The sequence below is a fragment of the Mesorhizobium sp. B264B1B genome, assembly GCF_020165765.1.
Classification (GTDB): Bacteria; Pseudomonadota; Alphaproteobacteria; order Rhizobiales; family Rhizobiaceae; genus Mesorhizobium.
Genome location: NZ_JAIUIS010000010.1, coordinates 1 through 20,367, shown reverse-complemented (window position 1 = coordinate 20,367; position 20,367 = coordinate 1). Strand labels below are relative to the sequence as shown.

Sequence of the window (20,367 nt, the reverse complement as noted above, 5' to 3'; positions counted from 1 at the left end):
TAACTCTGTTCGTCTCCCGTTGCGCATTTCGGATGAGCCATGATCACGACACTTGAAACGACGGCAACCCCGTTGCCCGAGGAGCTCGCCTTTCTCGGCGAACGTTTGATGGCGTTCAACGACGGCGATGTCGGCGCTTCCGAAAGGAAGGCCCTTGCGGTGTTCGTGCGTGATGAAGCCGGCGCGATTGTCGCGGGCACTTCGGGCTACACCGCCTGGGGCTGGCTCTACGTGCAATGGCTGTGGGTCGACGAAAGGCTGCGCGGTCGGCACATGGCCGGCACGATGCTGGACGCGGCTGAGAAGGAGGCGATGGCGCGCGGCTGCCAGAACGCCTGGATCGACACCTTCAACCCCAACGCCGCCAGGGTCTATCGGCGCCAGGGCTATCAGCCCTTCGGAACACTCGCCGATTTCCCCGTCGGCCGCAGCCGCGTCTTCCTGCAGAAAAAACTGTCGGCGGGCTGATCAACCGGCCAGCCGTCCGCCGCGCATCGGCTGCGGCGCGCCCGTCGTGCTGGGGAAACTGATCGGCAGGCCGCGCAGCACGCGCACCGCCAAAAAGGCAAAACACTCCGCCTCCACCGCGTCGCCGCTCCAGCCGAGGCTTTCGGCCTGCACCACCTCGACACCGGCGCGGCTGGCGATCATTGCCATCATCGTCGGGTTGTGGCGGCCGCCGCCGCTGACCACCAGTCTTTTCGGCCGGCTCGGCAGAAGATCGAGTGCCTTGCCGACCGCGGCGGCGGTGAAGGCGGTCAAAAGCGCGGCGCCGTCCTCGGCGCTCAGGCCATCCGCCATGGTGGCGCCGAAGTCGAAACGGTCCAGCGATTTCGGATAGGGTTTGGTCAAATAGGGGTGTTGCAGCAGCTTGGCGAGCCGGGCTTCGTCGACCGTTCCCCCCCGGCCAAGCGCGCCGTCGCGGTCCATTTCGCCGAGCCCCTTTGACTTGATGAAGTCGTTGAGCGGCGCGTTGGCGGGGCCGGTGTCGAAGGCAACGACATTGTCGCCGCCGTCCCACCAGGTGATGTTGGCGACGCCGCCTAGGTTGAGCACGGCTACCTCGCCACTGGCGCCGGCGCTGCGCATCAGCGCGGTGTGATAGGCGGCCGCCAACGGCGCGCCCTGTCCTCCGGCGCGCATGTCGGCAGAGCGGAAATCATAGGCGACCTTGGTGCCGAGGATCGCATGCATCAACTCGCCGTCGCCGAGCTGCCGGGTCTGTCCGAGCCGGCCGATTTGCGGCGCGCGATGCAGCACGGTCTGGCCGTGGAAGCCGACGACGCCGATATCCGCCATTGTCATCCCATGGCCTTCGACGAGCTCCCTGACCGCCGCCGATTGCGCGCGCGTCAGCGCCTCCTCGGCCTCGCGGAAGATCGCCGGCTCCGGTCCGGCAAAATTCCAGCCCCGCGCCTGCTTAAGCGTCTCTTCCAGCAGCGAGCGGATCGACGGGGGGTAGGGCATCAGCCGGTAGGTGCCGAAATCGTCGATGCGCTCGCCATCTGTCTTGATCAGGGCGACATCGATGTTGCCGTCCAGCACGGTGCCGGTCATCAGGCCGACGGCCCAGATGGATTCCATTATCGAACTCCATTGATGAGATCGCCGACCGCTTGGCGAAGCGCGACGATTCCGCTGTCGAAGTGACGTGTCGGATGGATCCGGTTGGTAAGCAAGGTCCAGGCCTTTCCCTTGTCGAAGTCGATCCACAGCCCCGTACCGGTAAAGCCGGTGTGGCCTATCGTTTGCGGGCTGCACAAGGCGCCGCCGGACCAGCCGTCATAAGGACGCTCCCAACCATGGGTGCGGGTGGCGGACAAGGGCGTGCGCATCGGCGCGATCGACCGTTCGGATGCGCCGGTCAGCAGCCCTTGGGCGAAATCGAGCACCGAGGCCGCCGTGCCGAACAGGCCGGCATGGCCGGCCCCTTGCAGCGCCGCGCAATTGTCGTCGTGAACCTCGCCGGACAGAACCCGATGGCGCCAGGTGCAGTCTTCTGTTGCAGCGGCGAGATCTGGCTCGGCGGACCACGCAAAGCCCGGACCGGGCTCCATGTCGCGGATGGTTTTGCCCGACAGCCGCTCGAGCGCAAAACCGAGCAGGATGAAATTGATGTCGGAATAGACCGGATCGCGGGCCCGCCATTCCCGTTGCAGGATGAAGGCGCGCAGCAAGTCGGGGTCGCGCCCGTAAGTGTAGATCGGTTCGACGGCCGGGAAGGGCGTCTGGTGCCCGAGGCACTGGCGAAACGTCACCTTCCGCTCCCAGGCACTCGCGTCATATTGGCGAAGGTCCGGCAGCACCGAGACGAGTGGTGCGTCGAGATCGATGGCACCGTCCTGAGCCAGCGCCAGAATGCGCGGCGTGGTGAAGATCACCTTGGTCAGGGATGCCAGGTCGAACCAGGTCTCCTCACGCATCGGTCGCTGCTTAGGCACGAGTTGGGCTGAGCCGATCGCCCTGGTGATGCGGTCGCCATTCCTGTCAACGATGCCGAGCACGCCACCGGGGATGCGCTTGGCGGCAACTGCCGCTGCGAGTGGTTGGAACGCGCGGTCGAAGATCTGGGCGAGGTTGGTCAATGCGGGCCTCCTGAAAGGCCGAGTTCCGTCACACCCCCCTCTGCCCTGCCGGGCATCTCCCCCGCAAGGGGGGAGATTGGCAGAGTTGATGTCCCGCCAGCCTTCCAACATCGGAGATTGGCGAAAGCCGAGGCGACATCCGATCTCCCCCCTTGCGGGGGAGATGCCCGGCAGGACAGAGGGGGGTGCTGTCCCGCCGACCTAACCGAGCCCAGGGCACCATGCATCACCCTTCCACCCTCGCCATATGATCTACCCCAAATTCCTCCCATCTCGCCGGCGCCGGCTCAAACCCTTGCGGGCGCACCAGGGAAGGCACCTGGCGTGTGTCGACCTCGAAACGCTCATGCCGCCGGTCGATGGCCGGAACCGCTGATATGAGCTTTTTCGTGTAGGAATGTTTCGGCGCCGACAGCACCGAGGCCGCGTCTCCGATCTCGACGATCTGGCCGGCATAGATGACGGCGATGCGATGAGCGATCCGCTCGACGACAGCCATATCGTGCGAGATGAACAGATAGGCCAGCCCGAACTCGCGCTGCAGGTCGACCAGCAGCTCCAGCACCTTGGCCTGCACTGAAACATCGAGGGCGGAAACCGCTTCATCCAGAACGACGACCGACGGGTTGAGCATCAGCGCGCGGGCGATGCACAGCCTTTGCCGCTGGCCTCCGGAGAATTCGTGCGGATAGCGCTGCAAACTGTTCTGCGGCAGGCCGACGCGCTCCAGCAGGCTCGCCATCCTGGCTCGCGTTTCGGCGTCCGCCCGGCCGCCATTGGCGATCACCGGCTCCGCCAGGATGCTCTCGATGCTCAGCCGCGGGTTGAGCGAAGCGTAGGGATTCTGGAAAACCATCTGCACGGGCTTGGCGTTGTGCTTTGCCGAGGCCGTCCGGGCGCCCACCGAGAAGCTGCCGCGCGTCGAGCGCACCAGCCCAAGGACTGCTTTCGCGGTGGTTGATTTGCCCGAGCCGCTCTCGCCGACAATGGCCAGTGTCTCTCCCGGCATCAGGTCGAAGTCGATGCCATCCACGGCGTGCACCGCGCCGCTGGCATGGCTGAAGAAACTGCTCTTGAGCGGAAACCGCACCACGAGGCCGTTGACCTCAAGGGCCGGGTCCTTCCTTGCGTTCTTGTCGCGCTGCCCGTCCGTGCGTGTCGCGCGGCCGTGGGCGAAATGCGGCACATCCTGCAACAGATGCTGCGTGTAGGCGTGCTGCGGCCTGTCGAGGACCTGGTTCAGTTCGCCCTGTTCTACGGCCTGCCCGTTCTGCATCACCATCACCGTGTCGGCGATCCCGGCGACAAGGCCGATGTCGTGGGTGATGAAGATCATCGACATGCCGCTTTCCTGCTTGAGCTCCGCAAGCAGCGCCATGATCTGCGCCTGTACCGTCACATCGAGCGCCGTGGTCGGTTCGTCGGCGATCAGCAGACGCGGATTGCAGGCGAGCGCAATGGCGATCATCACCCTTTGCAGCATGCCGCCCGACAGCTGGTTGGGTGTGTATTTCAGCCGCCTTGCCGCATCGGGGATGCGCACTCGGTCGAGCGCGTCCCTGGCCGCCGCCGTGGCCTGCCGGCCGGTCAGGCCGCGATGCAGCCGGAAGGATTCCTCGATCTGCGTGCCGATCGTCAGCACAGGATTGAGCGAGGTCATCGGCTCCTGGAAGATCATGCCGATCTCCGCGCCGCGAACGCCGGCCAGTTGCGGCTCGGTCGCGGTCGTCAGGTCGAAGAGACTGCCGTCGGCCCGTTTCAGCGTCATGGCGCCGCCGGTGATGCGGCCGCCGCCGAAATCGATGAGACGGTTGATCGACAGCGCGGTGACCGACTTGCCCGAGCCGCTTTCGCCGACGATGGCCAGCGTTTCGCCGTCGGCGAGGTCGAAGCTGACGCCGCGCACCACCTCATTGGCTTTCGGGTCGCGGCCGAAGCCGACGTTCAGGTCGCGGACCGACAGAAGCGGGATCATGCGAGCGCTCTCCGCATCCTCGGATCGAGGATGTCGCGCAAGGCGTCGCCCAAGAGGTTGAAGCCCAGAATGCTGATCATGATCGCCAGGCCGGGGAAGATCATCAGCCATGGGGCGGTTTCCATCAGATTGCGGCTGTCGCTCAGCATCAGGCCGAGCGAAGCGGCCGGCGGCTGCGTGCCGAGACCGAGGAAGCTCAGGCCGGCCTCGGTCAGCAATGCCCAGGCGAGCGCCAGCGTCACCTGGACGGTCAGCGGCGCGACCAGATTGAGCAGCAGGTGCCGCGTGACGATGTAGCTGGAGCTGCTGCCGAAGGTGCGCGCGGCGTCGACGAATTCGCGCGCTTTGAGCGACAAAGCAGGGCCGCGCACCACTCGTGTGAAGATCGGCGTATAGACGATGCCGATGGCGACCACGCTGGTCCATGTGCCCGGTCCGGCAACGGTGACGATCAGCAGCGCCAGAAGAATGGCAGGAAAAGCCAGCAGCACATCCATGATCCGCATCAGCACGCCGTCCCAGCGACGCCCGAGCCAAGCGGCGGCGAGCCCAAGCACGGTGCCGGCAAGCGCGGCGAAGGCGACCGAAAGAAAGGCAACGGTGAAGGACTGGCCGACGCCCGCCATCAGCCGGCTCGCCACGTCGCGGCCGAACAGGTCGGTGCCCATCCAGTAGGCGGCACTGGGCGCGTGCAGCCGGTCGATCCGGTATTGCGTGATCGGATTGTGCGGCGTCAGTCCAAGCAAACCGAGGATGGCGACCAGGAGATAGACGCCGACGATCACGCCGCCGATACGACCGCTGCCGTGCCCGAGGATGGCGCGCAGCATGCGCATCACTGCTCGCCCAGCCGGATGCGCGGATCGAGCGCGACATAGGCGAGGTCGACCAGGAGATTGACGATCATGAAGTTGAAGGCGATGAACAGCACGCTGCCCTGCACCAGCGCGTAGTCGCGCTGGAGGATGGCGTCGAGCACCATGCGGCCGAGGCCGGGCAGGGCATAGATCTGCTCGACGATGACCGCGCCGCCCAGGAGATAGCCGAATTCAATGCCGCTCAGCGTCACCACGGGGATCAGCGCGTTGGGCAGCGCATGCCGCCAGATGACGCTGCGCGCCGAGGCGCCCTTGCTGCGGGCGGTGCGCACATAGTCGTCGCTCAACACGTCGAGCATGGCCGAGCGCGAGATGCGGGTGACCGATGCGGCGAAGGCGAAGCCGAGCGTGATGGCAGGCAGGATCAATTGGCTGAGATTGCGCAAGGGATCCTGCCAGAGCGGCGCGAATTCGCCCATGGCCGGCAGCACGCCGAAGCCGGCCGACAGCGCGTAGATGATCAAAAGGCCGAGCACGAAGCTCGGCGTCGACTGGCCGATCATAGCGACGACGCGCACACCGAGGTCGGACAGTTTCTCACTATGCGTGGCGGCGTAGATGCCCGCCGGCATGCCGGCGGCGAGTGCGATGATCATCGACAGCACGGCCAGTTCCAGCGTCCGCGGGAAGCGCTCGAGGATGACGTCCAATACCGGCCTACCATAGGTGACGGAGATGCCGAAATTGCCGTGCAGGATGCCGCCGATCCAGCGCCAGTACTGGACGAACCAGGGCTGGTCGATGCCGAAATAGGCGGCGAGCGCATCGCGCTGTGCCGGCGTCAGCAGGCCGGCTTCGGTGCCCAGCATCGCGGTGATCGAATCGCCCGGCACCATCCGGATCGCCACGAAGACCAGGATCGACACGCCAAGCAGGACGAGAGGAAACGCCGCAAGTCGTCGCATCAGATAATTCACGCGAAGAAGACCTCTCGTCTAGAGCATGATGCCGAAAAGTGTGAAGCGGTTTTCGGACGACATCATGCTCTATCCCTTTGATCTGGAGGCGGATTCAAATTTCAGGTCGATTCAACCTGAAATCATCCGTCTCCAGGGCCGCCCACGGCTACTGCTGGATGGTAACCTTGCTGAGGCTGAACAGCGTGCCCGTCGGCGTCGGCACGAACCCGGCGACGTTCTTCTGCTGGGCGGTATAGCTGTAGGACGTGTAGAGCCAGATCCAGGGCGAGACTTCGGCGAGGTGCTTCTCGAACTCGGTGAAGATCGCCTTGCGCTTGGCCGGATCGGTCTCGGCGCGGCCTTTCTGCATCAGGCTGTCCAGCGTATCGTCGATGTAGTTGGCCACCTTCTGCAGATTGCCTGATTTGGTCCAGTAGCGGTTGTACATGGTGTAGGGGTCGGCGCGGCCGCCATTGAGCGCGATCGCCATGTCGAAATCGCCCTTCAGCCAGGCGTCGACATAGACGTTGAGCTCCATCATCTTGATGTCGAGCTTGACGCCGATCTCGGCGAGCTGCGATTGGATGACCTGGGCTTCTGCCGCCGCCGTCGGCGGCTCGCCGGTGGCGCCGATCACGGTCGCCGAAAAGCCGTCGGCAAAGCCTGCCTCCGCCATCAACTTCTTGGCCTTCTCGACATCACGCTTGTAGCAGAAGAGCTGGCTTGGATCGGTCGCAAGTGCTGGGATGGTCAGCGGTCCGGTGACCTTGCCTTCACCGAGCGCGGCGGTGTCCAGAACCTCCTGCCGGTCGATGGCGCAGGAGATCGCCTGGCGCACCTTGAGTTCGGTCATCGGCTTGCGTGACGGATTGAGCTGCAGCACGTTATAGGCCAGCACCGGCGCGCGGTTCAGTTGCAGGCTAGCCTCCTTCGGCACCAGCGTGGCGACGAGCGGATCGTTGAGCAGCGCGAAATCGACCTGCTTGGTGCGCATGGCGGCGAGGATCGCCGCTTCATCGGGCAGCACGCTGATTTCGATACCGTCGACGCCGGTCGCGCCGCCGGCCCATTCCCTGTTGGCGCTCAAGACTTCCTTGGCGTTGGGGTCCCATTTATCGAGCTTGAACGGGCCGGAGCCGACCGTTTTGGTGCCGATCGAGCCGGCCTTGACCTCGGCCGCCGGCACGATGGCCGCGTTGATGTCGCTCATCGCCGTCAGGATCGGCGCGTCGGGCTGCGATAAATGGAACACGACGGTTCCAACGTCCGGCGTGTCGATGCTGGCGATCGACAGGAAGTTGGCGCGGGCGGCGGCGCCTGTCTTCTCGTCCAGGATGCGCTCGAAAGACGCCTTGACGTCGGCCGGAGTTACGGCAGCGCCGTCCTGGAATTTCGCCTTGGGATCGAGCTTGAAGGTCAGCTCCTTGCCGTCCTTGGAGAATTCCCAGGAGGTGGCGATGGCCGGGACGATCTGCAGGCTGGCATCGACCCGCACCAGCGGCTCATAGATCAGCTCCAGGAGCCGCAGCGAGGAAAAGGCCGTCTGCTTGTGCGGATCAAGTCCCGTTGCGTCCTGCGACCAGGCCATGTGCAGCGTCGCCGCCTGCGTCGAGACCGTGGCGATGCCGAGCATGGCTGCCAGCGTGATGCCCGACAGCAGCTTTCTTGTGAGGTGAACCATTCTCGTCTCCCATCTTTGCTTGAACCCGATGCCCTTGCAGTTTCTGCGGACCGCTTCCAAGGCACACGCGCTTTGGAGCATCGGCCCAGTCTATGCGGCTTCGCGCCGACTTGTGTAAAGCAGCTTCACGCCGTCTGGTCTCAAGCGCCTTCATGCGTCTCGTCGCTGATTGCCTTTCGCAGGAAACCCCTTGCCTTGGCGAGGGCTGCGCGCGCCTCCTCGACCTCAAGCCCGGTGATGGTCAGCAGGATCGCCAGCTTCACGTCGTTGTCGGTCCGGCCGAGCGCCTGGCGCGCCTGCGCCGCCGTGCAGCCTGTGGTCTGCATCACGATCCTGGTTGCCCTGGCGGCCAGTTTCCTGTTGGACGGATTAAGGTCCACCATCAGGTTCTGGTAGCTCTTGCCGATGCGGATCATCGAGGCCGTGCTCAGCATGTTGAGCACCAGCTTCTGCGCCGTTCCGGATTTCAGCCGCGTTGAGCCGGTCAGCACCTCGGGACCGACGACAGGCGAGATGGCGATGTCGGCAATGCCCGCTATGGTCGATGCCGGATTGCAGGACAGGGCGACCGTCGTTGCTCCCACCTGCTTGGCATAGTTCAGCCCGCCGATCACATAGGGCGTGCGCCCACTGACCGCGATGCCGACCACCACGTCGTCCGGAGTGAGCTTGATGTCCTGCAAGGCCCTGGCGCCCCTCTTGGGATCATCCTCGGCCCCTTCGGTCGAGCGCACCAGCGCGTCGGGCCCGCCGGCGATCAGGCCAACGACCATGCCTTTCGGCACGCCGAAAGTGGGCGGACATTCCGAGGCGTCGAGCACGCCCAGCCGGCCGCTGGTGCCGGCGCCCATATAGATAAGCCGAGCGCCTTTCTGGAAGGCGAGGACGATGCGGTCGACCGCGGCCGCGATGTCCGGCAGCACCTTTTCGACCGCTGCCGGAACCACCCGGTCCTCGTCGTTGATCTTGCGCAGCACATCGATCGTCGGCAGCAGGTCGATGTCCATGGTCCGCGGATTCCGGCCTTCGGAAACCAGCCGGTCCAGCTCGGACATCAAACCTTGCTCGCTCATCCCAGTGCTTTCAAATCAGTCCAGTGCTTTCAAATCAGTGCTTTCAAAAATCAGGCCGCTCAGCCTGTTCGGAAGTGGTTCCTCTTTGGCTCCGGCACACGCGTATTTCGTTATGCTACCCCGTTTCGTTAACGTCTTAGAATTCAATATTCGTTCCGTCAACGGAAAGATGGAATAAATTATTCCTGCCGCGCTAACGCTTGCCGAGCGACCTGCGGGCAAGAATGATCGCCCCGGAAACCGCGTCGCCATCGGCGGCTTTCAGGCGCCGGCGAACGTCGGGTGCGAGCCATGGTTCGAGTGGACTGGCGAGCCCGCCCAGCAGGGCCACGCGCGGCGCGCCTTTTTCGAACAGAACCCGCACCAGCGTGTCGATCTGTTCGGCGGCCTTTTGCACGATGCGCCGCCCTGCCGGATCGCCTTGGTCGGCGTGGCGCATCACCATCGGCGCCAGGGCCGCATAGTCGGTGGCGCTGGCGCGGTCCATCCAGGCCACGGCTTGCATCGGGTCGTTCTCGAAACGCTGCATGACTTCCGCCAGCAGTGCCGTGCGCTCATGCCGGCCGTCATGGGCGCGCAACGCCAGCTGCACGGCCTTCAGCCCGAGATCGGCGCCGCTGCCTTCGTCGGAGATCGGAAAGCCATAGCCTCCGGCGCGCAGGTCGCGGCCCTCGACGAAGCCGAGGCCGATCGAACCGGTGCCGGCGATGACGATGGCGCCGTCCTGGCCCGAATGCGCGCCGAGGCAGGCGGCGACGCCATCGCTGACGAAATCGATGCTGGCAAAGGGATGCGCGATCGCCCGCAGCGCCTCCAGCGCGCCCTTGCGGCCGATCCCGGCAAGGCCGATGCCGGCGTGAATCCGGGCGCTTTCCGCCGCGCCGAACCCTGCCTCCTCGATCGCCGCGCCAAAAGCCTTGGCAACCGACGCCCAGGCCGTATCGATGCCGAGCCGCGTCGACGCCGGACCGGAGAGGCCTTGTCCCAGCACGGTTCCCTCGGCATCCTCGACGCGGGCGCGACAGCCGGTTCCGCCGCCGTCGACGCCGAGAAAATAATCGGAGCGGCCGTTGTTCATGCGCTCAGCCGCTCGATGTCGGCGCCGCACAGACGCAGCTTGCGGTCCAGTTGCTCATAGCCACGGTCGAGATGATAGACCCGGTTGATGGTCGTCTCGCCCTCGGCGACCAAGGCCGCCAGCACCAGCGACACCGAGGCGCGCAAATCGGTGGCCATGACTTGCGCGCCATGCAGTTTCTCGCCGCCGCGCACCAGCGCGGTGGTGCCTTGCAGCTTGATGTTGGCGCCGAGCCGCATCAGTTCGGGAACATGCATGAAGCGGTTCTCGAAAATGGTTTCGCGCAGCAGCGACGCGCCCTGCGCGCAGCACATCAGCGCCATGAACTGCGCCTGGAGATCGGTCGGAAAGCCCGGATAGGGTTCCGTCGTGACGTCGGCGGCCTTGAGCGGCCGCTCGCGCGACACGATGAGCCCGCGGTCGCCCGGCCAGACGCCGACGCCGGTCGCCTCCAGCAGTTGCACCACCGAGGCCATGTGCTCGAGCCGGGCATGCGTCAGTTCCAGTTGCCCGCCGGTGATCGCCGCGGCGATGGCATAGGTGCCGGCCTCTATCCGGTCCGGAATGATGTCGTGCCTGGCCGCGCGCCAGTCCGTGTCGCCGGCGATCAGGATGCGATGTGTGCCGGCACCTTCGACACGCGCGCCCATCGCGTTGAGGCAAGCCGCGAGGTCGGCCACTTCGGGCTCGCGCGCCGCGTTGAGGATTTCGGTTTCGCCCTTGGCCGTGGTCGCCGCCATCATGGCGGTTTCCGTCGCCCCGACCGACGGCGAGCTCAGGACGATGCGCGTGCCGGTGAGCCCGTTCGGCGCCGAGGCGACGATCAGCCCGTTCTCGATGGCGATGCGGGCGCCCAGCGCCGCGAGTGCGGCGACATGCATGTCGACCGGCCGCGCGCCGATAGCGCAGCCGCCAGGCAGCGAAACCCGCGCATGGCCGAAACGGGCGAGCAGCGGCGCCAGCACCAGCACCGTCGCGCGCATCTTTCTGACGGTGTCGTAGGACGTCTCCCTGGAAACGGCGGCACGGGTGTCGATCGTCGCGGCATGGGCCGATCGCGTCACCTCGGCGCCGTGCAGCCGCACCACGCCGAGCATGTTCTCGACGTCGGTCACATCGGGCAGGTTGGTCAGTTCGAGCGGGTAGGGGCTTAGCAGCGCCGCCGCGATCTGCGGCAGAGCGGCGTTCTTGGCGCCCGATATGGTGACCGCGCCTTGCAGTCTTTGCCCGCCGACGATGCGCAGTCTGTCCATGGCTGAAACCTTGTGCGCCGGGCCGCGTCCGGGCGCGGCGCTCTCGAAAGCTGTTCCCGAGCTCAATCCGGCCCGCTTGAGAATTAATTCCGCGTTCTTGGCTGTCAATCGAAATTGGAATAAATTATTCCTTGGCCGTGCGGCTGGACGCCAAAGCGCAAGGGGGATCATGTCCGTTCTGAACAGGATCAATGCCAAGCTCGACGGCATGGCGCCCGGCGATCGTGAGATCGGCCAGTACATCGTCGAAAATCCCGAGGAGATGCTGCGGCTGTCGACGGCTGCTCTTGCGGCTGAGATCGGGCGCAGCCAGTCGAGCGTCGTCAAATTCAGCCAGAAGCTCGGCTATGCCAGCTACCAGGAGCTCAAGCTCGCCGTCAGCGAAGCCAAGGCGCGGGAATGGCAGGTGCCGGCCGGTATGATCCACGGTTCGATCGAGGTCGGCGACGGCTACCAGGTCATCCTGAAGAAGCTGATCGGCAGCAAGCTTCTGTCGATGGAGCGGACCGTCGCCGCCAACAGCGAGCGGATCATCTCCAGGGCGCTGGAATTGCTGGATGGTGCGCGCCGCATACATCTGGCCGGCGTCGGCGCCTCCTCGCTGGTGGCGCGTGATTTCTCCTACAAGCTGATGAAGCTTGGCCGCAATGTGCTGCATGACAGCGACAGCCATATCCAGATGGCCAATGCCTCGACGCTCGGGCCTGACGATGTGCTGTTCGCGCTCTCCCATTCGGGCGCCAGCATCGAAACCTTGCGCATCGCCGAGCTCGCCCGCAAGCGCGGCGCCATGGTGATCGCCGTCACCGGCCTGCACGACAACCCACTGGGCCGCGTTGCCGATATCTGCCTCTACACCATCGCCGACGAGGAGCGTGCGCGCTCATCGTCCATCACCGCGCGCGATGCGCAGCTGACGCTGACCGACCTTCTGTTCATCCTCATGGTGCAAAAGCAGCCGGACGCCAATGACTACGTCCACAACAGTGAGGCGGCGGTCTCGGTGCTGAAGGCCGAACGGTCTTCCTAACATGCCCGGACCGCGTCAGCCGTGGCGCGGCACGCCCTTGGCAAGCAGGTAGACGAGATACGGCCCGCCAAGCAGTGAGGCGAACAGGCCGACAGGCAGTTCGTACGGGAATGCCGCCATGCGCGACAGCCAGTCCGATATGGTCATCAGCAAGGCGCCCAGAAGCATCGCCCCGGCAAGATGAATGCGTGCGCGCCAAAAGCCGAGGAACCGGGCAAGGTGTGGCGCGATCAGGCCGACGAAGCTCAACGGGCCGACGATCAAAGCGGCCAGCGCGGTCAGGAGCGCGCTGACGACGACCAGCATCAGCCGCCCGCCGGCTACGGGCACGCCAAGTCCGCGCGCACTGTCGGCCCCGAGCGGCAGGATGTCCAGCCAGCGCGCGGCAAGAAAAAGCGGCGGCGTCAGTGGCAACAGGCAGGCCAGTGCAACGGATGCGTCCAGGGCGGTCGCCTGGCCGGTCGAGCCGCTCAGCCAGCGCAACAGCATATAGGACTGTGCATTGCCCATCGCGATCGTCGCGGTGATCAGCGCGCTACACAGCGCGCTCATGGCAATGCCGGCAAGCAGCAATCGGTCGGCGCCGAACTTTGCCTTGGCGGCGATGGCCAGCATGGCGGCCAGTGCCGCCAGTGAGCCCGCGGCCGAGCCGGCGAGCTGCCAGCCAAGCCCGGCCGTTGCGCTGACCGTCAGCACGGCGGTCAGGCCGGCGCCCGCGCCGGTGCCGACGCCAAGCACTTCGGGGCTCGCCAGAGGGTTGCCGGTAACGCGCTGGATGACCACGCCCGCCGCCGCGAGCATCGCGCCGGCGGCCGCGGCCACGCCGACACGCGGCGCGCGCCAGGAGACGAGATCGGCCAGCAGGTCGCAGCCGGCGATCGACCACCCTGCCGGTCCACGCCCGACGACGAGAGCCAAGGCGGCGGCGGCAAATGTGAGCGCAAGCAGGACGAAGATGATGAGCCATGGCCGGCGAGCCTTGCGCGGTGCCGCGCCATTGGAACCGAGATGCGGCCATTCGAACATGCGCAGCCTCGGCAACAGCCACAGCAGCAGTGGGCCGCCCAGAAGCGCGGTTCCCGCGCCGGTCGGAATGCGCTCGCCGCCGGCTCCGGCGGCGAGCTGGACCAGCCCGTCCGTCAGCCACAGCAGTACTGCGCCGATCAGCGGCGCGGCGACCAGCTTCTGCCGCAGGGTGCGCGCGCCCGAAAGCGTGGCGAGCGCCGGCGCGGCAAGGCCGACGAAACCAATGACGCCGATCTGCGCCGCGACCGTCGTTGCCATCCACACCGCAAGCGCGATGATGAGAAAGCGGCTGGTGTGGCGGGCAACGCCAAGGCCGCGCGCCGAGGCGTCGTCGAGGCCAAGGATGGTCAGCGGCCGCAGCAGCATCAGCGCCGCGGCGGCGCCGGCCGCCAGCCTGATCGTCAGGGCGATAGCCGGTTGCCAATCCTGCTGCACCAGCGACCCGCCGCCCCAGATGAACAGCGAGAACAGGTAGTCGCCATTGGCGAGGATCAGCGCGGCGCTGACGGAACTCGCGGTCAGCGCCACCATCATTCCGGCGAGCACGACCGACACCGGCTCCAGCCCGCGCCGCCAGGTCAACGCGAGCACGAGCAGCACAGCGGCGGTGCCGCCGGCAAAGGCGACCAGCCCTTGCGACCGCTCCATCAGCAACGGCGCGTAAAGCGAGGCGAGCGTCATGGCCAGTTGCGCGCCGCCCGAAATGCCGAGCGTCGATGGTTCCGCCAGCGGATTGCGCAGCACATGCTGCAACAGCAGGCCGGACAGGCCGAGCACGGCCCCCGCCAGCACCGCGACGAAGGCGCGCGGCAGCGAGCTGTAGAACAGGATGACATGGCGGAGATCGTCCGGCACCGATGCCGGCTGCTGCATGCCGACGCGCCATGCGAACAAGAGTGCGGCCAGCCCCGCGAGCAGGCCCCACAGGATAATGGGCGACAGCGCGCCGCCGATGGTGCGGTGAGGTATCTCGCTTCGGGCCACAGCGCGCTCCGTCACGAAGCATGACCCGCAAGCGCCGCCGTCGCCAGCCGCGCGAAGCGGCGCGCCGACGGCAGGCAGCCGAAATGGTTGATCGCTTCGAGCACCGCGACGCGGCCTTTGCTCACGGCCGGCAGCGCGTTCCACAACGCATTGGTGGGAAGCGAGCGCCCGACATCCGCCGGCAAGGGCGAGACGATCAGGATGGAGGCCTCGGGCACCCGCGCCAGCGCCTCCAGGCCAACGGGTGCTGCCGCGCTGTAACTTGTCTCTTCGGACCAGGCATTGACCAGGCCGAGCCGCGTGAGCACGTCACCGAACATGGAGTCCCGGCCGAAGGCGCGGAAGTGCCTGGAGTCGCCGAGGCTGATGACAAAGACCGGCCGTGCGGACCTGGTTGGCATGGCGGCGCGACGCCGCGCTATGTCGTCGGCGGTTTCGTCGACGTAACGCTTCGCTTCGGCCGGTCGTCCGAGCTTTTCGCCCAGGGCCAGCGTCGCTGCCTCGGCGAGTGCGTAGGGCGGCACTCCGGCCTCGTAGACGGTTTGCGCGAACACCGGCGCGATGCGCTCCAGAATCGGGCGTTGGTACTCGTAGAAATTGGAGATGACGATCAGGTCCGGCGCGACGATGCGCAACAGCTCGTAGTTGGGCGTGCCGCGCAGTCCGAGATCGGTCACGGATTGGGGAATTGCAGGCTCGACCGCAATCCTGCGGAACTGGATCAGTTCGGCCGCCGCCGCCGGCTCGATGCCGAGCGCCAGAAGCGTTTCCAGCATGCCCCAATCGATCGCGGCAACATTTGTCGTCGTAGTCCTGCCGGCAACCGGCGGCAGCAAGGCCGCGGCCGTTAGCGCAAGCACCTGCCGTCTGTTGGGCGGATGGATCATCGCCGGCGGGTTCGGTCCATGATTACCAACTCGTGTGCGCCTTCAGCTTGAAGGAGCGGCCTTCGCCGTAGGAGCAGGTGAGCGTTGTCTGGCAGCTCGACACATAGGTCTTGTCGAAAAGGTTGGTGATGTTGAGGTCGACGCCCCAGTTCTCCTTCTCGTAGCCGAGCTTCAGGTCGGCCAGCGTCACCGCCGGAACCTTCGCCGTATTCTCATTGTCTGCCCATGAGGAGCCGATATAGCGCAACCCGCCGCCAATCGAGATGCCGTCATACCAGTCGCCACGGAAGGTGTAATCGACCGATGCGGAAGCCATCACTTCCGGCACGATGAAAGGCGTCTTGCCGATGAGCGCCGGGTTGGCGTCCTTGGTGATGTCGATGTCGTAAGCTGTGAATGCACCGGTAACCCGGAAATCCTCCGTCACGTTCACCTTGCCTTCGAGTTCGACGCCGCGTGAACGCACCTCGCCGGTCTGCATCTGGGTGAAGGGAGTGACATTCGACGGCACGTTCTGGCGGGTCAGGTCGAACAGCGACAGGGTGAACAGGCCATCGATAAAAGTCGGCACGTATTTCACGCCGACTTCGTATTGCGTGCCCTCTTCCGGCTTGAACAGATTGCCCATCGCATCGGTGCCGATGATCGGATTGAAGAAGGTGGCGATGCTGGCATAGGGGGTTACGCCGTTGGCAAACTCATAGGCCAGGCCGGCGCGGCCGGAGAAATCGCCAACCGTGCTGCTCTGCGTGCTGGAGCCCGCCGAGTAATAGGTCGGGCGGTTGTCGGCTTCGAGCCAGCCACGGTCGTAGCGGCCGTTCAGCGTCACCAGCCAGCCGTCGCCGAAGCGCATTTGATCCTGTGCATAGAAGCCAAGCTGTTTCTGCGTCAGGTCCTGATTGAGATAGCTGACGCGAGGTGTCAGCGGCGAACCGTACACCGGATCGAAAGCGTCGATTGGATTGTCATAATTGGGATCGTAGAGGCCGGACGACTGTACCTGGTCGATGTTGTAATATTTGAAATCGACGCCAGCGAGGATCGTATGTTCGATCGCTCCGGTCGCCACCTTGCCTTCGATCTGGTTGTCGGCGAGGAACGTCTTGGCCGTGGTGTCATGATCGAAATTGATCCGCGCCAGCTCGGTCGGCCCTCCGATCGTTGACCAGCCGTTCGGATAGACGCTGACCTCGTTGATGTCGGCGGCGGTGAAACGGGCGCTGGAGCGAACGGTCCAGTCATTGTCGAACGTGTGCTCGAACTCGTAGCCGAGGGAGCCCTGTTCGCGCTTGTAGAGATCGATGCTCGGCTCCGTGAAGTTCGCATCGGGATCGATGCGGCCATAGTTCACGCCGCCGACAATGTGATCGACCACGGTGCCATCATAGGGCAGGAAGCTGCCGCCATTATGGTTCTCGTCGATGTGGCTGTAATTGGCCAGTATGGTTAGCGTGGTCGCTTCGTCTGGCTTCCAGCTAATGCTCGGCGAGATGAAGCCGCGCCAGCCGTTCTGCAGGTCGCTGTAGGTATCGCCGCCGGCGACCTTGCCCGTCATCCGGTAGCTGACCGTGCCGTTGCTGGCGACATCGCCGATGTCGAAGCCGAGATAGACATTGCCGGCATCGTTGATGCCGGTTTCGACATAGCGCGTGCGTTCGAAATCCGGGCGCTTGCTGACATAGTTGACCAGGCCGCCCGGATTGCTGCCGCCATAAAGCACCGAGGCCGGCCCCTTCAGCACTTCGATGCGCTCAAGGCCGAAGCTGTCGACATAGAAACCGCCGAAACCATAACTGAACAGCTGGAGGCCATCCATGTAGGTGCCGGTGGCCATTGCATCGAAGCCGCGAATGTACATCCAGTTGGTGTCGCTGTCGGGACCGAAGGGTTGGGCAAAGACGCCGGCGGTGTAGCGCAGCGCCTCGTCAGCTTTCTGTGCACCCTGATCCTCGATCTCCTGCCGTCCGACCACTGAGACGGATTGCGGGACCTCCTTGATGTCGGTCGCTGTCTTGGAGCCGGTTCTGGTTGTCTTGGCGACGACGCCGTCGACCGGCCCGGTCGCGCTGTCTCCGGCCTCGCCCTCGACCACGACCGGTTCGAGCTGGGTGCTGGATTGCGCCGTCTGCGCGAACGCCGGCATTGGCGGGATCGTCGCGGCAGCGGCGACGCCAGCCGCCAGAAGCGCCTTGATCCGGTAAATTCTGCTCATCAGGAAAGTCCCCGCCTGTCGTCGTTGAGATACTTGATGGTTTACCTCAACTTATCAACGGGTCATTGGACTGATTTGGGCGGCTTGTCCATTCTTGTCCAAACCACTGATATCGCGGTGCCGTGTTGCGGAAATGTCACCGGCGGCCGGCGCTCTTCATCCACGCACCCGGGGTCAATCCGACCACGGACTTGAACACGCGGGTAAGGTGCGCCTGGTCGAAGAAGCCGGTGGCCTGGGCGATGTCGCCAAGCGAGGCAGCCTCATGCGCCATCATCGCCTTTGCCCTGTCGATCCGCGCCTGCATCTGCCAGCGATGCGGCGGCACGCCCGTTGCTGCCTTGAAGGCATGGCTCATCGCGGTTTCGGACAGGCCGGTCAGCGCGGCAAGATCAGCAAGGCGGATCCTGTCCAGGCAGTGGGCGTCGATGTAATCCGTGACGAGGCGCAGTTTGCGGCGGGGCAGGGGCGACCGGCGCCTGGCGGCACTTGGCCGGTCTATCTGGAAAAGGGATGCGAACAAGGCGTTGAGCAGACCTTCGCCATAAAGATCATGCAGGTTCCACTCGCTGCCGCATTCAGCGGCGATAAGCGCGGCAAGCGTAGCGATCCGATCATCGCGAAACTGGAGGCGCGATATCTGCAAGGCATCGCGATCGAGGCTGCGGCCGAAGCGGCGGGTCAGTGTCGCCGCGTCGAAATGAAGGTCGAGATGCCTGATCCGTTTGAGTCCTTCGACGCGGCCGCGGATCGGCACCCCGGCCGGTATATAGGCTATGGAAAACGCCTGGTTGTGGCGGCGCGGTTCGCCCTGGGCGCCTTCGACGACGAAGGCACCGTCGCCGTCGATATCGAGAGCGACGAACAGCCGGGGGTCGGGAGAGACGTAATAACCCTCGGCATTGTCACCGCATGAGACATCCCAGAGGTCGGCGACGACGCCGTCCCAGACGTGCCATTTCAGCTCGCCGATCACGGCAAATCCCTGAATCCGGCTCTCCATGCGCGCGACGAAGGTCAATTCTGCTTATCCCGGGCATAAACATGATAGAAAAGATCATGTTTATGCCCGGTCAGCGACAGCACCGCAAGCCCTTGCGTTCGAAGGTCGTGCTGAACCGACGCCGCTGCTGTCGGTCAGCGCAGCCTCAGACGCTTTCGAGATAGGTCTCGATCTCGAAGTCGCTGACGTTGAGCGCGAACGTATTCAGTTCCTGGCGTTTGCAGGCGATGAAAGAGTGGCGCAGGATCGCCGGGAAGATCTCCGCCACATGCGTCCCGCTTTCAAAGGCCGCGATCGCGGATGCCCAGTCCGGCGGCAACTTGGCCGGGGCAAGGCCTTGCCCATCATTCCCGGTTGGGTCGCCCGGTGACATCTGCCTTTCGATGCCGACCAGTGCCGCGCCCAGTATGGCGGCAAGCACAAGATAGGGATTGGCGTCCGCTCCCGACACGCGATGCTCGATCCGGCGCGCACCAGTCGGGCCGCCGGGAATGCGGATCGCGACCATGCGGTTCTCGTAACCCCAGGCGACGGCGGTCGGCGCGTAGGATCTCGGCCGGAGCCTGCGGTAGGAGTTGAAATGCGGCGCGAACACCAGCGTGCTCTCGGCCATCGCCGCCAGCAGTCCGCCGACAGCGTGGCGCATAATGCCGGAGCCCTGGTCGGTGCCGTCGTCGAAGACGTTGCGCCCGTTGGCGTCGACAAGGCTGAAATGGACGTGGAAGCCGTTGCCGGCTCGGTCGCCATAAGGCTTGGCCATGAAGCAGGCGGCAAAGCCGTGCTTGCGGGCAATGCCCTTCACCGTGCGCTTGAACAGGACGGCGTCGTCGGCCGCCCGCAGCGCGTCCGCGACATGGTTCAAATTGATCTCGAACTGGCCGACGCCGTTCTCGGCAATGGCGGTATCGACGGGAATGCCTTGTGCTCGGCAGGCTTCGTAGATGTCGTGGATGAAGGCCTCGAAGTCGTCGATCTCGTCGATTGACAGTGCCGCGTCGGAATCCAGACGCCGCCCGGTGACCGGCGAGACAGGCCCGACCGGTCGCTGCGATTGCGGGTCGACAAGATAGAATTCGAGCTCGGTGGCGGCCACAGGCGTCAGGCCCAAAGCCTTGTAGCGGTCGAGGATACGGGCCAGTGCCCGCCGGGGATCCCCGAGATACGGTGCGCCGCCTTCGTCGGCGAGCCAGAGCGGGATGAGGGCGGTCGGATGCGCCGTCCAGTTCACCGGAAGGATGCCGCGGCCTGTCCATTGGCACAATCCGTCTGCGTCGCCGGTCGAGAACACCAGCGCGTTGCCTTCGATATCCTCGCCCCAGATGTCCAGCCCGATCAGCGAATAGGGCATGCGCAGCTTGCCTTCCAGTGCCTTGCGCGCCTGCTCGACGGGGATGCGCTTTCCCCGCATGATGCCGTTGAGGTCGCACACCGCGGCCCTCAGGCTCTGGATGTCGTTTCGGCTCTCAAGCCAGCTCAGAACGTCCGCAATTGCATCGCCCAATTTCCAACCTCTGGTTTCGAAGGTGCCCGAGCCCTGATCGGCCGCGCTGTCCCTGGTAAAAATGGCTTGTGAGTTTTCGGGATCCATAGCTGGCCGCAGCCGGATGTTTCCCTATTTATTCAAGTCATTAGCTGGGATGTCGGGAGGCATTTCAAAACCAGTTGCGCGATCTGCGACCGAAACATAGAGGCAAGAGCGTGGAAAGCCAAGGCTCGGCATCGGGCTTGTCGTAAGCACATGAGTTGTCCGGATTAGGTAGCACGTGAGTTGTCCGGTTTTATCGCCAGCGGATGGAGGCTGGG

General features: G+C 64.9%; 16 protein-coding genes. 2 read left to right on the top strand and 14 right to left on the bottom strand.

Features of this window, described 5'->3' with window-relative positions; all coding sequences use genetic code 11:
- Positions 1-39 precede the first annotated feature (39 nt).
- Positions 40-468, top strand: a complete 429-nt coding sequence (locus LB547_RS20430; protein WP_140555529.1) for a GNAT family N-acetyltransferase — start codon at positions 40-42, stop codon at positions 466-468.
- Here the strand turns inward: LB547_RS20430 and LB547_RS20425 are convergent, their stop codons facing one another.
- From LB547_RS20425 to murA, 9 genes are all read right to left on the bottom strand, one after another.
- Positions 469-1,584: an anhydro-N-acetylmuramic acid kinase gene (locus LB547_RS20425; RefSeq protein ID WP_140497724.1), complete on the bottom strand. Its 1,116-nt coding sequence runs from the start codon at positions 1,582-1,584 to the stop codon at positions 469-471. It abuts the gene before it with no gap.
- On the bottom strand, positions 1,584-2,585 hold the full coding sequence (locus LB547_RS20420) for a serine hydrolase domain-containing protein (RefSeq protein ID WP_140763419.1): 1,002 nt from the start codon (positions 2,583-2,585) through the stop codon (positions 1,584-1,586). Before LB547_RS20420 ends, LB547_RS20425 begins: the two co-directional genes overlap by 1 nt.
- A gap of 226 nt (positions 2,586-2,811) precedes the next feature.
- On the bottom strand, positions 2,812-4,560 hold the full coding sequence (locus tag LB547_RS20415; RefSeq protein ID WP_140763416.1) for an ABC transporter ATP-binding protein: 1,749 nt from the start codon (positions 4,558-4,560) through the stop codon (positions 2,812-2,814).
- Complete coding sequence (locus LB547_RS20410) at positions 4,557-5,396, bottom strand: ABC transporter permease (protein ID WP_140497733.1); 840 nt, start codon at positions 5,394-5,396, stop codon at positions 4,557-4,559. Before LB547_RS20410 ends, LB547_RS20415 begins: the two co-directional genes overlap by 4 nt.
- Entirely contained in the window at positions 5,396-6,355 is a 960-nt protein-coding gene (locus LB547_RS20405; protein WP_140763412.1) for an ABC transporter permease, read from the bottom strand. Before LB547_RS20405 ends, LB547_RS20410 begins: the two co-directional genes overlap by 1 nt.
- Before the next feature lie 148 nt (positions 6,356-6,503).
- Positions 6,504-8,018, bottom strand: coding sequence for an ABC transporter substrate-binding protein (locus LB547_RS20400; protein ID WP_140763409.1), 1,515 nt, complete (start codon positions 8,016-8,018; stop codon positions 6,504-6,506).
- Between the two features lie 140 nt (positions 8,019-8,158).
- A complete protein-coding gene (gene murQ, locus LB547_RS20395) occupies positions 8,159-9,091 on the bottom strand; it encodes an N-acetylmuramic acid 6-phosphate etherase (RefSeq protein WP_140763406.1) in 933 nt (310 codons plus the stop codon).
- A 193-nt stretch (positions 9,092-9,284) separates the two neighbouring features.
- Positions 9,285-10,169: an N-acetylglucosamine kinase gene (locus LB547_RS20390; protein WP_140763403.1), complete on the bottom strand. Its 885-nt coding sequence runs from the start codon at positions 10,167-10,169 to the stop codon at positions 9,285-9,287.
- Positions 10,166-11,422, bottom strand: a complete 1,257-nt coding sequence (murA, locus tag LB547_RS20385; protein WP_140497743.1) for a UDP-N-acetylglucosamine 1-carboxyvinyltransferase — start codon at positions 11,420-11,422, stop codon at positions 10,166-10,168. Before murA ends, LB547_RS20390 begins: the two co-directional genes overlap by 4 nt.
- A gap of 169 nt (positions 11,423-11,591) precedes the next feature.
- On the opposite strand from murA, the gene LB547_RS20380 reads away from it, so the two are divergent.
- Positions 11,592-12,452: a MurR/RpiR family transcriptional regulator gene (locus LB547_RS20380; protein ID WP_140562071.1), complete on the top strand. Its 861-nt coding sequence runs from the start codon at positions 11,592-11,594 to the stop codon at positions 12,450-12,452.
- A 15-nt stretch (positions 12,453-12,467) separates the two neighbouring features.
- On the opposite strand, the gene fhuB is transcribed toward LB547_RS20380, so the two are convergent.
- From fhuB to LB547_RS20355, 5 genes are all read right to left on the bottom strand, one after another.
- The gene (gene fhuB, locus LB547_RS20375) at positions 12,468-14,462 is read right to left on the bottom strand and encodes a Fe(3+)-hydroxamate ABC transporter permease FhuB (protein ID WP_210241353.1); all 1,995 of its coding nucleotides are present in this window, start codon (positions 14,460-14,462) and stop codon (positions 12,468-12,470) included.
- Positions 14,463-14,473: 11 nt separating this feature from the next.
- On the bottom strand, positions 14,474-15,349 hold the full coding sequence (locus tag LB547_RS20370; protein WP_140663182.1) for an iron-siderophore ABC transporter substrate-binding protein: 876 nt from the start codon (positions 15,347-15,349) through the stop codon (positions 14,474-14,476).
- Positions 15,350-15,371: 22 nt separating this feature from the next.
- Positions 15,372-17,561 (bottom strand): TonB-dependent siderophore receptor, encoded by a 2,190-nt coding sequence (locus LB547_RS20365; RefSeq protein ID WP_140763400.1) that lies wholly within the window; start codon positions 17,559-17,561, stop codon positions 15,372-15,374.
- A 136-nt stretch (positions 17,562-17,697) separates the two neighbouring features.
- Entirely contained in the window at positions 17,698-18,582 is an 885-nt protein-coding gene (locus LB547_RS20360; RefSeq protein ID WP_181178030.1) for a helix-turn-helix domain-containing protein, read from the bottom strand.
- Positions 18,583-18,709: 127 nt separating this feature from the next.
- Positions 18,710-20,065 carry a glutamine synthetase family protein gene (locus LB547_RS20355; RefSeq protein WP_140514618.1) on the bottom strand — a complete coding sequence of 452 codons (1,356 nt, stop codon included), beginning with the start codon at positions 20,063-20,065 and terminating at the stop codon, positions 18,710-18,712.
- Positions 20,066-20,367 lie beyond the last annotated feature (302 nt).